Genomic DNA, 13,777 nt, shown 5'->3' with positions numbered 1-13,777 from the left:
CGAGAGAGCCGAGAGAGAGAACGCCTCACATGTCCAAGCACACGCTCTCCGTCCTGGTCGAGAACACGCCCGGCATCCTCGCCCGGATCGCCGCCCTGTTCTCCCGCCGCGGGTTCAACATCGACTCCCTCGCGGTCGGCGTCACCGAGCATCCCGACATCTCCCGCATCACCATCGTCGTCAACGTCGAGGACCTCCCGCTGGAGCAGGTGACCAAGCAGCTGAACAAGCTCGTCAACGTGCTCAAGATCGTCGAACTGGAGCCGCAGAGCGCCATCGAGCGCGAACTCGTTCTGGTGAAGGTCCGCGCCGACAACGAGACCCGCTCGCAGATCGTCGAGATCGTCCAGCTGTTCCGCGCCAAGACGGTCGACGTCTCTCCGGAGGCCGTCACCATCGAGGCGACCGGCGGTTCCGACAAGCTCGGCGCGATGCTCAAGATGCTGGAGCCCTTCGGCATCAAGGAGCTCGTCCAGTCCGGCACGATCGCCATAGGGCGAGGCGGACGGTCCATCACGGACCGCAGCCTGCGCGCGCTCGACCGCAGCGCCTGATCCGGCCGATACGGCGGCCGCGCCACACAGCGGCCGCCGCGGCCGAGGCCGCGGCAGACACGCTCGGCCCGCATAGCGAGACCGACAAACTCAGATTCCGTTCCCCGCCGTACGGTGGGAGCAACACCAGCGCACCAAGGAGATATCCCAGTGGCCGAGCTGTTCTACGAGAACGACGCCGACCTGTCCATCATCCAGGGCCGCAAGGTCGCGGTCATCGGCTACGGCAGCCAGGGCCACGCCCACGCGCTGTCGCTCCGTGACTCCGGCGTCGACGTCGTCGTCGGCCTGAAGGAGGGCTCGAAGTCCAAGGCCAAGGCCGAGGAGCAGGGCCTGAAGGTCGTCCCCGTGGCCGAGGCCGCCGAGTGGGCGAACGTCATCATGATCCTCACTCCGGACCCGCTGCAGGCCGAGATCTACGAGGAGTCCATCAAGGACCACCTCAAGGAGGGCGACGCGCTCTTCTTCGGCCACGGCTTCAACGTCCGCTACGGCTTCATCAAGCCCCCCACCAACGTGGACGTCGCGCTGGTCGCCCCGAAGGGCCCGGGCCACCTGGTCCGCCGCCAGTACGAGGAGGGCCGCGGTGTTCCGTGCATCGCCGCCGTCGAGCAGGACGCCACCGGCAAGGCCTTCGACCTGGCGCTCTCGTACGCGGCCGGTATCGGCGGCACCCGCGCCGGCGTCATCAAGACCACCTTCACCGAGGAGACCGAGACCGACCTGTTCGGTGAGCAGGCAGTTCTGTGCGGTGGCGCGTCCGCGCTGGTCAAGGCCGGTTTCGAGACCCTGACCGAAGCGGGCTACCAGCCGGAGATCGCCTACTTCGAGTGCCTCCACGAGCTGAAGCTCATCGTCGACCTCATGTACGAGGGCGGCCTGGAGAAGATGCGCTGGTCGGTCTCCGAGACCGCCGAGTGGGGCGACTACATCACCGGCCCGCGCGTCATCACCGACGCCACCAAGGCCGAGATGAAGAAGGTCCTCGAGGAGATCCAGAGCGGCAAGTTCGCCGAGGAGTGGATGGCCGAGTACAAGGCCGGTCTGCCCAAGTACAACGAGTACAAGAAGGCCGACTCGGAGCACCTGCTCGAGACCACGGGCAAGAAGCTGCGCAAGCTGATGAGCTGGGTCGACAGCGACGAGAGCTGATCTCGCGGCGGCGGGGTCGGGACGCCGGGTCCCGGCCCCGCCGCGCACCACCGTGCGGTACGGCACTCGCCGCACCGGTGACCGGAGCGCCGGGACGGAGCCCTGACGGGCCCTGCTTGTCCACCCCGGCCAACCACGGAAGAGTGATCCTTCCGTACAGGCGGAAAACCGGTCCGCTGACGCCACTACACTGCTCAACACATACGCGTCAGGCCCACAGTGTCGTGCGTCTTCCACGCGGCTACCCCCTCCACCGCCTGCGGCCGTCGGGACGGCCGTCCGCACTGGACTTGTGAGGATGACCCACGTGAGCTCGAAACCTGTCGTACTCATCGCCGAAGAGCTGTCGCCCGCCACGGTGGACGCGCTCGGTCCGGACTTCGAGATCCGGCACGTCAACGGAGCCGACCGCGCGGAGCTGCTGCCCGCGATCGCCGACGTCGACGCGATCCTCGTCCGCTCCGCGACGAAGGTGGACGCCGAGGCCATCGCCGCGGCCAGGAAGCTGAAGGTCGTCGCCCGCGCGGGCGTCGGTCTGGACAACGTCGACGTCTCCGCCGCCACCAAGGCCGGTGTGATGGTCGTCAACGCCCCGACCTCCAACATCGTGACCGCCGCCGAGCTCGCCTGCGGCCTGCTCGTCGCCACGGCCCGCAACATCCCGCAGGCCAACACCGCACTGAAGAACGGCGAGTGGAAGCGGAACAAGTACACGGGTGTCGAGCTCAGCGAGAAGACCCTGGGTGTCGTCGGCCTCGGCCGCATCGGCGTCCTCGTCGCCCAGCGCATGTCGGCCTTCGGTATGAAGATCGTCGCGTACGACCCCTACGTCCAGCCCGCGCGCGCCGCCCAGATGGGCGTCAAGATGCTGACGCTGGACGAGCTGCTGGAGGTCGCCGACTTCATCACGGTGCACCTGCCCAAGACCCCCGAGACCCTCGGTCTCATCGGTGACGAGGCGCTGCACAAGGTCAAGCCGTCGGTCCGTATCGTCAACGCCGCGCGTGGCGGCATCGTCGACGAGGCCGCCCTGTACTCGGCCCTCAAGGAGGGCCGCGTCGCCGGCGCCGGCCTGGACGTGTACGCCAAGGAACCCTGCACGGACTCCCCGCTCTTCGAGCTCGACCAGGTCGTCTGCACCCCGCACCTCGGCGCGTCCACCGACGAGGCCCAGGAGAAGGCCGGTGTCTCGGTCGCCAAGTCGGTGCGCCTCGCCCTCGCCGGTGAGCTCGTGCCGGACGCGGTCAACGTCCAGGGCGGCGTCATCGCCGAGGACGTCCGTCCGGGCCTGCCGCTCGCCGAGAAGCTCGGCCGCATCTTCACAGCCCTCGCGGGCGAGGTCGCGGTCCGCCTCGACGTCGAGGTCTGCGGCGAGATCACCCAGCATGACGTCAAGGTGCTCGAACTGTCCGCGCTCAAGGGCGTCTTCGAGGACGTCGTCGACGAGACGGTCTCCTACGTCAACGCCCCGCTGTTCGCGCAGGAGCGCGGTGTCGAGGTGCGTCTGACCACCAGCTCGGAGTCGCCGGACCACCGCAACGTGGTGACCGTGCGCGGCACCCTCTCGGACGGTCAGGAGGTCTCCGTCTCCGGCACGCTCGCGGGCCCGAAGCACCTTCAGAAGATCGTGGGCATCGGCGAGTACGACGTGGACCTGGCGCTCGCCGACTACATGGTCGTGCTGCGCTACACCGACCGTCCCGGCGTGGTCGGTACCGTCGGCCGCGTCCTCGGCGAGGGCGGCCTGAACATCGCGGGCATGCAGGTCGCCCGGGCGGAGGAGCACGGCGAGGCCCTCGCGGTCCTGACCGTCGACGCCGAGGTGCCGGCGGGCGTCCTCGCGGACATCGCCGCCGAGATCGGCGCCGCCTCGGCGCGCACCGTCAGCCTCGCCTGACGCCGCCACAGCAGTGAGACGGGGAAGGGCCCGGGGGAGACCCCGGGCCCTTCCGCGTTCCTCCGGATGCGTCGCGCCGTCCGGTCAGTCGTACGCCGCCTCGTGCTCCCGCGCCCCGGGCCCCCGGGCGGGCTCCGGCGTGGCGGGGGCACCGATGCCCCGCAGCAGGGACGCGGCCAGCAGGGCCGCCCCGAGCAGCAAGGCCGCGGCCCCCCAGGCGGCGTACTGCATGCCGTGGACGAAGGCCTCGCGGGCCGGGGCCAGGATCTGGGCACCGGCCGCCCCGCCGATCCGGTGCGCGGTGGCCACGGCGCCGCCCAGGGTCTCCCGTACGGTCGGTTCGGCGCCCGCCAGGTCGCTGCGGTAGACGGCTGTGCCCAGGCTGCCGAGGACCGCCATGCCCAGGGCGCCGCCGAACTCCGTGCCGGTCTCCAGCAGCGAGGCGGCGGAACCCGCCTTCTCGGCCGGGGCCGCGCCCAGGGCCAAGTCGGAGACGAGGGACATCACGGCGACGATGCCCGAGGCCAGGACACCGGTACCGGTCAGCAGCAGCCACAGGGAGTCGGTGCCCACCAGCGCGATCAGCGAGAAGCCGGCGGCGGCGAGGACGAACCCGCCGGCGACGACGTGGGCCCGGTCCGTCCTGCGGGCGAGGGCGGCGGAGGCGGGGGCCGCCGCGCCGATGACAACGGACGGGGCGAGGCTCCACAGGGCGGCTTCCAGTGCGCCCATGCCGAGTACCGACTGGAGGTACTGGGTGGTGAAGTAGGCCGAGCCGAGCATGGCGAAGGCGGCGAGGGTGTTCAGGGCGATACCGGCGCCGAAGCCGCGGCCCCGGAACAGCGAACGGCTGATCATGGCGTCGTCACGGGTCTGCTGGCGGCGGACGAAGGCGTACCCGAAGCCCAGGCCGACGGCGAGGCACGCCAGGTAGAGGGGTTCGAAGCCCCCGGCGGCGATCTCCTTGAGGCCGTACACGACCGGCAGTACGGCGGCCGCGGACAGCGGGGCGCCGAGCAGGTCGAAGCGGCCGGGGGCGGGGTCCTTGAACTCCGGGACCAGGAAGGGGACCAGGGCGAGCAGGAGGGCCATCGCGGGCACGTTGACCAGGAAGACGGAGCCCCACCAGAAGTGGTTCAGCATCATGCCGCTGAGCACCGATCCGAGCGCGATGCCGCCGGTCATGGCGCCGGACCAGATGGCGATGGCCTTGCCGCGCTGGCCGTCGTCCTGGAAGAGGTTGCGGACGAGTGCCAGCGTGGACGGCATCAGTGTGGCACCGCCTATGCCCAGCAGGACCCGGGCGGCGATGAGCATCTCCGCGCTGGTGGAGTAGGCGGCACCCACCGAGGCGATGCCGAAGGCGCCGGCTCCGATCAGCAGCAGCCTGCGGCGGCCGATCCGGTCGCCGAGCGAGCCCATCGTGATCAGCAGTCCGGAGAGGGCGAAGGGGTAGCTGTCGAAGATCCAGAGCTGCTGGGTGGCGCTCGGGTCGAGCTGTTCGGTGATCGCCGGGATGGCGAAGTAGAGGACCGAGACGTCCATGGAGACCAGGAGCAGGGGCAGCAACAGGACGGTGAAGGCGGTCCATTCGCGGCGGCCGGCGAGGCGTGCTGTGGCGGAGGGGTTCGACATGCCGAGAAACGTACACACGTATAAAACATCCGTCTATTACAAGTGTGTGAAACGCTTGTATGGGACTGCCGTCTGGTACATCCGTCTTGCTACGGTGAGGGCATGGGACATCGCGAAGATCTGCTCGAAGGCGCCAAGAAGTGCCTGGTGGAGAAGGGGTTCGTGCGCACCACCGCGCGCGACATCGTCAGCGCGTCGGGGACGAACCTCGCCTCCATCGGCTACCACTACGGCTCGAAGGACGCCCTGCTCACCGAGGCGTTCATCGGCCTGATGGAGGAGTGGGGGGCGGTCTTCCAGGACGGTCTGGCCGGTGAGGGCGGATCGCTGGAGCGCTTCCGCGCACTGTGGGAAGGCGTCATCGCGCAGCACGAGAAGTCCGCACCCGTCTGGGCGGCGAGCCTGGAGGTGGCGCTCGGCCGCGACCAGCGGCCCGAGCTGCGGACCCTGCTCGCCGCCTCGCAGGCCGAGGGGCGCCGCGGGCTGATCTCGATGCTCACCGGCACCCCGGAGGGCGAACTCGACGACCGGGACGTACGCACCCTGGGCTCCTTCTACCAGGCGCTGCTCAACGGCCTGATGATCCAGTGGCTCTTCGACCCGGAGTCGGCGGCCACGGCCGAGGAGTTCACCGAGGGCATGCGCCGGGCCGCCGAGGCGATGACCCGGCCGCAGGGGTAGCCGGAGCCCGGAGTCGCCACACCCGGCCGACGGCCGCGGACCCGAAACGGCGGGGCGCCGGGCGCAGCCCCGGGCCGGCCCGGGGCCCCTCAGGCCAGGCGGGAGGCCTTCAGGGCCATGTGGAGCAGCAGGCGGTCCTCGCCCGCGTCGAGGTCGAGCCCGGTCAGCTGTTCCACGCGGCCGAGCCGGTAGTAGAGCGTCTGGCGGTGGATGCCGAGGGCGGCGGCGGCGCGGCCCGCCTGGCCGGCGCAGTCCAGGAACACCTCGGCGGTACGGGCCAGTTCGCGGTGTGCGGGGGCGAGCAGGGTGCGGGCCGCCGGATCGTCCACCGGGTCGGCGGCCAGGTTCGCCAACAGCCGGTACGGGCCGATCTGCGACCACTGGGCAACCGGGCCGAGCCGCGGCTCTGCGACCGCCGCGCGAGCCGCGGCGACGGCCTGTTCCCAGGCGGCGGGCAGGTCGGCGAGGCCGCGGAGGGGATCGGCGACGCCCGCGGTCATCCGGAGCGCGCCGGCCGCAGGGGTGGCACCGGCGGCCGCGGACGCGCCGGCCGCCGCCCCGGAGCGGGATGCGGCGGAGCCTGCAGCGGCCGCGGTCGCCGTCGGCCGTGCCGCGCGCGGCAGCAGCCGTGCCACCGCCGTCAGGGCCGGAGCCAGCGCGTCCGTCGACCGCAGCCGGAGCAGCAGAGCCAGAGCCAGGCCGCCCGCGGGCCCGGCGGCCGGCACCTCGCCCGGCTCGCCCGCGCCGCCGCCCCGCCGGGGTACGACGCAGACGGCCGCCGCGCCCGGTACGGACGCCGGAGCCTCGTCGGGCCAGGGCGTCACGCAGACCGCCGCGTGCAGGCCGTCCCCGCCCGGCCCGAGGGCGGCCCGCAGGGCAGCCACCGCCATGTCCTGCTGCCACCCCCGCGCCGCCGTGAGCACCGCCTGGAACTCCCGTGACAGGTCTGCTCCGGCCTTCGCCTCCTCGGCGAGCAGCACTCCGATCCGCTGGGCCACCTCCATGGCCGCGGCCAGCGCTGAGGGGTCGGGGCCGGGCGTGCCGGGCTCCTGGTCGAGCAGCCACACGTAGCCCTGTACGACGCCCCGGGACCGCACCGGCAGGCAGATCCGCCCCCGGAACACGCCTGCGTCGGGTGCCGCCGGGATGCGGACGGGGCCGGTGGCGCGGGCGATGCCGAAGCCCTCGAACCAGGCACGGACGGCAGCCGTCGACTGTCGGGTCAGGATCGACCGGGTGCGCACGGGGTCCATCGCGAGATCGTCGTCGCTGTCGTGGGCGCCGAAGGCGATGAGGCGGAAGTCCCGGTTCTCAAGGGTCGCCGGGGCGCCGAGCAGCGCCGAGATCTCGTCCACCAGGTCCTGGTAATCGCCCTTCACGCGGACATTCTCCCACCCGCGGCCATCGTCTTCAGACAGATGTATGAGATCGCGGACACGGATGCGTGACAGCTGTCGATGGCAGAGGATCGAAGCGATCCTTAGGTTTCACGGTGGTTTCACTTGCGCTTTTCTTCTGCCACCCGCTGGAGGTGCCCCGTGCTGGGTCCCGTGATCCTCGCCGCTTCGCGCAGCGACAAGATGCGTCGTATCGTCTCTGCCGCCCCGGTGACCAAGCCCGTGGTGAACCGTTTCATCCCCGGAGAGACGGTCGACCAGGTCATCCCGATCGTCGAGGACCTCACCAGGGCGGGCCTGGAGGTCACCCTCGACGTCGTCGGCGAGGACATCACCGAGGTGGCGCAGTCCCACGCCGCGCGTGACGCCTACCTCCAGCTCATCGAGCGCCTCGCGGAGCTCGGCCTCGGCGAGAAGGCCGAGATGTCCGTCAAGCTGTCCATGTTCGGCCAGGCCCTGGAGGGCGGCCACGAGCTGGCGCTCGCCAACGTCCGCCCGGTCGTGGAGGCCGCCGCCGCCATCGGCACCACCGTGACGCTGGACGCCGAGGACCACACCACCCTCGACTCGATGTTCGCCATCCACGAGGAGCTGCGCAGGGACTTCCCGCAGACCGGCTGCGTCATCCAGGCGTACCTCTTCCGCACCGAGGCCGACGCCCGCCGGCTGGCCGCCAACGGCAGCCGCGTGCGGATCGTCAAGGGCGCCTACAAGGAGCCCGCCGAGGTCGCCTACCAGGACAAGGCCGAGATCGACAAGGCGTACGTCCGCATCCTCAAGATCCTGATGGACGGCGAGGGCTACCCGATGATCGGGTCCCACGACCCGCGCCTGATCGCCATCGGCCAGGAGCTCGCCCGCAAGGCCGGGCGCAAGCTGGACGAGTACGAATTCCAGATGCTGTACGGCATCCGCAGCGAGGAGCACCTGCGGCTCGCCGCCGAAGGCCACCGCATGCGCGTGTACACCGCGTACGGGACGGACTGGTACGGCTACTTCATGCGCCGCCTCGCGGAGAAGCCGGCCAACCTCCTGTTCTTCGTCCGCTCGATGATCACCAAGAACTAGCCAAGAACCAGGTCTAAGGAGTTATCAGCCCCATGGATGCTGTGACCCAGGTCCCCGCGCCGGTCAACGAGCCGGTCCACTCGTACGCCCCCGGGACCCCGGAGCGCGCGCGTCTCGAGGCGCAGCTGAAGCTGCTGTCCGAGAACCCGATCGACCTCCCGATGACGATCAACGGCGTCAAGCGGATGGGCGGCGGCGAGCGCTTCGACGTGGTCCAGCCGCACGACCACAAGTCGGTGCTCGGCACCTACGCGAACGCCACCGGGGCCGACGCCCAGGAGGCTATCGACGCCGCCCTGGCCGCCGCCCCGGCCTGGCGCGCGATGTCCTTCGACGACCGCGCGGCGATCATCCTGCGCGCCGCCGAGCTGCTGTCCGGCCCGTGGCGCGAGAAGCTCGCCGCCTCCACCATGCTGGGCCAGTCGAAGACCGCCCAGCAGGCGGAGATCGACACCCCGTGCGAGCTCGTCGACTTCTGGCGCTTCAACGTCCACTTCGCCCGCCGGATCCTGGCCGAGCAGCCGGTCGCGAACTCCGCCGGCGTGTGGAACCGCAGCGACCACCGCCCGCTCGAAGGCTTCGTCTACGCGATCACGCCCTTCAACTTCACGGCCATCGCCGGTAACCTGCCGACCGCTCCCGCCCTGATGGGCAACGTGGTCCTGTGGAAGCCGTCCCCCACGCAGACCCACTCCGCCGTCCTCCTCATGGAGCTCCTGGAGGAGGCCGGCCTGCCCAAGGGCGTCATCAACCTGGTGACGGGCGACGGCATCGCCGTGTCCGAGGTGGCCCTGAACCACCCGGAGCTGGCCGGCATCCACTTCACCGGCTCGACCAAGACCTTCCAGTACCTGTGGAAGACGGTCGGCAACAACATCGAGACGTACAAGTCCTACCCGCGCCTGGTCGGCGAGACCGGCGGCAAGGACTTCGTCGTCGCGCACCCGTCCGCGGACCGCGCGATCCTGAAGACCGCCCTGACCCGCGGATCATTCGAGTTCCAGGGCCAGAAGTGCTCGGCGTCCTCGCGCGCCTACGTCCCGGCCTCCATCTGGAACGACGGCTTCAAGGAGGCCTTCGCGGCCGAGGTCGACGGCATCACCATGGGCCCGGTCACCGACCTGACCAACTTCATCGGCGCTGTCATCGACGACCGCTCCTTCGCGAAGAACAAGGCCGCGATCGACCGCGCCAAGGCCGACCCGACCTGTGAGATCGTCGCGGGCGGTACCTACGACGACTCCGAGGGCTACTTCGTCCGCCCGACCGTCATCGTCTGCACCGACCCGGAGAACGAGGTCTTCACGACCGAGTACTTCGGCCCGATCCTCGCCGTGCACGTCTACGAGGACGAGAAGTACGAGGAGATGCTGGCTCAGATGGAGTCCGTCTCGGCGTACGCCCTGACCGGCTCGATCATCGCCGCGGACCGTTACGCAGCGGCGGACGCGATGGAGAAGCTCCGCTTCGCGGCGGGCAACTTCTACATCAACGACAAGTCCACCGGCGCGGTCGTCGGCCAGCAGCCCTTCGGCGGCGGCCGCGCCTCGGGGACCAACGACAAGGCCGGCGCCGCGTCGAACCTGCTCCGCTGGACCTCGACCCGCTCCATCAAGGAGACCCTGGTCCCGCCGACCGAGTACGGCTACCCCCACATGGGCTGACCCCGGCCCCTGCTGAACCCCGCCCCCGTTCCGGTACCCCCAAGTCCGGAACGGGGGCGGTTTCCAGTTCCCCGGCGGACAACCCCGGCAGGAGCAGGAGCAGGAGCAGGAGCAGGAGCAGGGGCAGGGGCCGGTGCCGCCCGGCGGTGAGGCCGTCAGACCTCGACGATGACCTGGTCGAGGGACTTGCGGACCAGGTCCGGGACCGTGCAGTCGTCCGCCGGGTAACCGACCGGGATCACCGCGAAGGCCTTCTCGTTCTCCGGCCGGTCCAGGACGTGACTCAGGAAGCGCATCGGGCTCGGCGTGTGGATCAGGGCGGCCAAGCCGCTCAGGTGCAGGGCGGAGAGCAGCATGCCGACCGCGATGCCGACCGACTCGTCCACGTAGTAGTGCTTGCGCTTCGTGCCGTCGGGGCCGAGCCAGTACCGCTGCTGGAAGACCACGATCAGCGCCGGTGCGTCCGTGAGGTGGGTTTTCACGGCGTCCGTGCCGAGCGGGCGCAGGGCCGCCAGCCATTCGTCGCCGAGGCGCCCGTCGTAGGAGAGCTCCTCCTCCTGTTCTGCGGCCGCACGGATCTGCCGGCGTACGGCCGGATCCTTGACCAGGACGAAGGTCCACGGCTGCTGGTGCGCTCCGGACGGCGCCGTCGCCGCGCAGGCGATGGCGTCCAGGACGGCCTGTTCGGGCACCGGGTCGGGGGAGAAGTGGCGTACGGTCCGCCGCTGGTCCATCCGCGCCCGCAACTCGGCGGCGCGTGCGAGGGATTCGTGCTGCGGCATCCGTTCGGGCCGGTAGGCGGCCGGACGGTACGGCTGGCCGTGGGTGGGGGTCCACTGCTGGGTATCGGGCGACATGGGGCGAGTCTGCCGAAGCACTGGTCCAGACCGCCAGAGCCGGTTCGGCCGATGGCGGCCGGTGTCCGGCGTTCGGCGTCCGCAATGCGATCTCGGTGCGGCCCCGGTCCTTGGTACGTTCACGGGATGAGCGAAGGCGTCGGAGCGCGGCGTCCGGATGCCGGGAGCCCGGACGCCCGCACGCGGTCCACCGAGTACGCCGAGTAACCGACTGGCGGGAGCAGAGATGGACACGCGCACCGCGCACACCTCGGAACTGACCGCCGCCGAGCTCCGCGCGATCCGGACCCTGCTCGACGACGCCTTCGAGGGGGACTTCGCCGACGAGGACTTCGAGCACGCGCTCGGCGGCATGCACGTGCTGATCGGCGGGGACGGCAGGCTCGCCGCGCACGGAAGTGTCGTACAGCGGCGGGTCGTGCACCGGGGGCGCGCCCTGCGCACCGGATACGTCGAGGCCGTTGCCGTACGGGCCGACCTGCGCCGCCGCGGCCTCGGCGGGCGGGTGACGGAGCGGCTGGAGCAGGTCGTGGCGGGGGCCTACGTGCTGGGCGCCCTGTCGGCCTCGGAACAGGGCGCCGGGCTCTACCTGGCCCGGGGCTGGTCGGTGTGGCCGGGCGAGGTGGGGGTGCTCTCCCCGGAGGGACCGGTGCGGCTGCCCGAGGAGGAGGGCTCCACCCATGTGTGGACACCGCCCGGCGGGGTCCGGCCGGACCCCGCCGGGCGGCTCGACTTCGACTGGCGCGACGGGGACGTCCTCTAGGACACCTGTGGGGTCACGACCCCGAAACGCTCGCCGAGCCCGTCTCGATATGGCCCGTGTAGCGGCGCGACCAGGTGCTGTCGGAGTCGGCCAGGATCGTGAAGTCGTACCAGCCCTTGGTGTACGCCACCGCGTTGAAGAAGTCCTCGCGGGAGGAGTGCGCCGGGACGGTGTACGTCCACGGGCCGTCCGAACGGTAGGCGTTGGAGCGGATCGTGAAGGTGACGGGGGAGGCGGAGGAGTTCGTCATCTTGAACCAGACCGCCGTCCTACCGGTACCGGGTTCCACCGCGAACCGCGCCGCCACCTCGATCGCGCGGCCCGCCTTGGACGCGTCGCCGATGAAGCGCCGCAGGAAGCGGTTCGGTCCGTACATCGAGATGTCGTATTTGCCGGAGCCGTGGCCGAGACCGATGTGGAAGTAGTCGGTCGAGGTGTCGCCCGGGTCCACCGTGTACTGCCAGGCCGCCGTGTCGCGGTGCTGGTGCGGGTGGATCGAGAAGTGCGCGGGCCGCTTGGCCTGGGCACCCTGGTTGGTCATCGAGAACCAGGCCGTGATCTGGCCGGCCGCTCCGAACTCGAAGCGATCCAGATTGCCGTTGACCTGGTAAGGGAGGGCGCGCGCCGGACGGGTGCCCGGCTCCTGCGCAGGGAGGGCGTTGTCCTGCGGCACCGGATTGGGAAGCGGGGCGCAGGTGGCCTGGCCGATCACCTTGGCGGTCGGCGGCAGGCCCGCCGGAACCCCGTACACCGGGTGCGCGAAGTCGAAGACGCCGGTCAGGTCGCCCACCACCCGGCGGCGCCAGGCGCTGATGTTCGGGCAGGTGGCCGGCGTGCCGAGGGCGGCGGTCCAGGTCTCCAGGAAGCGGAGCACCGAGGTGTGGTCGAAGACCTCCGAACTGACCCATCCGCCGCGCGTCCACGGGGACATGACCAGCATGGGCACGCGGAAGCCGAGCCCGATCGGGACGCCGTCCACGTACTCACCGGGGGTGCCGGGCGGCGCGACCGGGGGCGGAACGTGGTCGAAGAAGCCGTCGTTCTCGTCGTAGTTGAGGATCAGGACGGTGGAGTCGAAGACCTCGGGGTTCGCTGCGAGGGCGCGGTAGACCAGGTCCACGAAGTGCGCGCCGTCGCCGGGCGGGGCGTAGGGGTGCTCCGAGAAGGCCTCGCTGGCGACGACCCAGGACACCTGGGGGAGGGTGCCCGCGACGGCGTCGGCGCGGATGGCGGCCGCGATGTCGTCCGGGGTGGAGCCGGTCACCTTGGGGACCGAGGCCATGCCCTGGTCCCACAGCGGGTTCCCGGGAGCCGCGTCGGTGAAGTTCCTGAAGTAGGCGAGGCCGTTGTCGCCGTAGTTGTCCTGGGCGTTCTGGTAGACCTTCCAGGTCACGCCGGCGCGCTGCAGGGCCTCGGCGTACGTCTCCCAGGTCAGCCCCGACTCCTCACCGCCGTCCTTGCTGCCGGCGTCGACCTTCCCGCTCCACAGGAAGGTGCGGTTCGGACCGGTCGCGCTGAGGGCGGAGCAGAAGTACGCGTCGCAGACCGTGTAGTTGTCGGCGAGGGCGTAGTGGAAGGGGAGGTCGCCCCGGTCCAGGTGGCCGAGGGTGCGGGTGCTGCCGACCCCCAGGACCCAGTTGTCCATCCGGCCCTTGTTCCAGGCGGCGTGCTGCGAGGTCCAGCTGTGCGGGAGGTCGCCGCTGCACTGGGCCAGGGTCGCGCCGTCCACCCCGCCGGCCGGCGGGGTGGCGGACAGTTTCCACGGGTACTGCCGGGCGCCCCAGTTGGGCTGGTTGAAGGTGCCCCAGCCGCCCGGGATGTTGCCGGCGGCACGGTCGCCGAACCCGCGGACGCCCTTCAGCCCGCCGAAGTAGTGGTCGAAGCTGCGGTTCTCCTGCATCAGGATCACCACGTGCTGCACGTCGGTGAGGGTGCCGCTCGCCGAGGCCGCGGCCGCCGACGAGGGCGCCGTGACGGGTAGCGCGGCCCCCGCCATCAGCCCGGCGCCGATTCCCACGAAACCTCTTCGGCTGATCGGTGTCACTGGTCCCTCGCCTCCAACTGTGGTGCCCCGGTGGCACATCGACGGCAAGGGTGGCGGGGGTGGCC

The 13,777-nt window shown here is 70.8% G+C and carries 11 protein-coding genes; 7 read left to right on the top strand and 4 right to left on the bottom strand.

From position 1 onward, the window contains the following. Positions 1-29 precede the first annotated feature (29 nt). The 3 genes from ilvN to serA all read left to right on the top strand — a co-directional run bounded on the left by ilvN (position 30) and on the right by serA (position 3,603). Positions 30-554 (top strand): acetolactate synthase small subunit, encoded by a 525-nt coding sequence (ilvN, locus tag AW27_RS09355; protein WP_037928169.1) that lies wholly within the window; start codon positions 30-32, stop codon positions 552-554. Positions 555-704: 150 nt separating this feature from the next. Then, positions 705-1,706, top strand: coding sequence for a ketol-acid reductoisomerase (gene ilvC / locus AW27_RS09350; protein WP_037928172.1), 1,002 nt, complete (start codon positions 705-707; stop codon positions 1,704-1,706). Positions 1,707-2,013: 307 nt separating this feature from the next. Next, a complete protein-coding gene (gene serA, locus AW27_RS09345; protein ID WP_037928707.1) occupies positions 2,014-3,603 on the top strand; it encodes a phosphoglycerate dehydrogenase in 1,590 nt (529 codons plus the stop codon). Positions 3,604-3,687: 84 nt separating this feature from the next. On the opposite strand, the gene AW27_RS09340 is transcribed toward serA, so the two are convergent. Further along, entirely contained in the window at positions 3,688-5,238 is a 1,551-nt protein-coding gene (locus AW27_RS09340) for an MFS transporter (RefSeq protein ID WP_037928175.1), read from the bottom strand. 102 nt (positions 5,239-5,340) lie between these two features. Here AW27_RS09340 and AW27_RS09335 point away from each other — a divergent pair, with 102 nt between their 5' ends. Next, on the top strand, positions 5,341-5,919 hold the full coding sequence (locus AW27_RS09335) for a TetR/AcrR family transcriptional regulator (protein WP_037928177.1): 579 nt from the start codon (positions 5,341-5,343) through the stop codon (positions 5,917-5,919). 89 nt (positions 5,920-6,008) lie between these two features. Here the strand turns inward: AW27_RS09335 and AW27_RS09330 are convergent, their stop codons facing one another. After that, positions 6,009-7,298, bottom strand: a complete 1,290-nt coding sequence (locus AW27_RS09330; protein WP_037928180.1) for a PucR family transcriptional regulator — start codon at positions 7,296-7,298, stop codon at positions 6,009-6,011. Between the two features lie 159 nt (positions 7,299-7,457). Here AW27_RS09330 and AW27_RS09325 point away from each other — a divergent pair, with 159 nt between their 5' ends. Beyond that, positions 7,458-8,384, top strand: a complete 927-nt coding sequence (locus AW27_RS09325) for a proline dehydrogenase family protein (RefSeq protein WP_037928183.1) — start codon at positions 7,458-7,460, stop codon at positions 8,382-8,384. A 32-nt stretch (positions 8,385-8,416) separates the two neighbouring features. Beyond that, positions 8,417-10,048 carry an L-glutamate gamma-semialdehyde dehydrogenase gene (pruA, locus tag AW27_RS09320; protein ID WP_037928186.1) on the top strand — a complete coding sequence of 544 codons (1,632 nt, stop codon included), beginning with the start codon at positions 8,417-8,419 and terminating at the stop codon, positions 10,046-10,048. Positions 10,049-10,203: 155 nt separating this feature from the next. Here pruA and AW27_RS09315 read toward each other — a convergent pair whose 3' ends face one another. Continuing rightward, complete coding sequence (locus tag AW27_RS09315) at positions 10,204-10,905, bottom strand: nitroreductase family protein (protein ID WP_037928189.1); 702 nt, start codon at positions 10,903-10,905, stop codon at positions 10,204-10,206. A gap of 226 nt (positions 10,906-11,131) precedes the next feature. Between AW27_RS09315 and AW27_RS09310 the strand changes: the two genes are divergently transcribed. Further along, the gene (locus AW27_RS09310) at positions 11,132-11,668 is read left to right on the top strand and encodes a GNAT family N-acetyltransferase (protein ID WP_037928192.1); all 537 of its coding nucleotides are present in this window, start codon (positions 11,132-11,134) and stop codon (positions 11,666-11,668) included. Positions 11,669-11,681: 13 nt separating this feature from the next. On the opposite strand, the gene AW27_RS09305 is transcribed toward AW27_RS09310, so the two are convergent. Beyond that, positions 11,682-13,712, bottom strand: coding sequence for a phosphocholine-specific phospholipase C (locus AW27_RS09305; protein ID WP_037928195.1), 2,031 nt, complete (start codon positions 13,710-13,712; stop codon positions 11,682-11,684). Positions 13,713-13,777: the final 65 nt, after the last annotated feature.

The organism is Streptomyces sp. PCS3-D2, from assembly GCF_000612545.2.
Taxonomy (GTDB): Bacteria; Actinomycetota; Actinomycetes; order Streptomycetales; family Streptomycetaceae; genus Streptomyces.
This window is presented reverse-complemented; position numbering and strand designations above follow the sequence as displayed.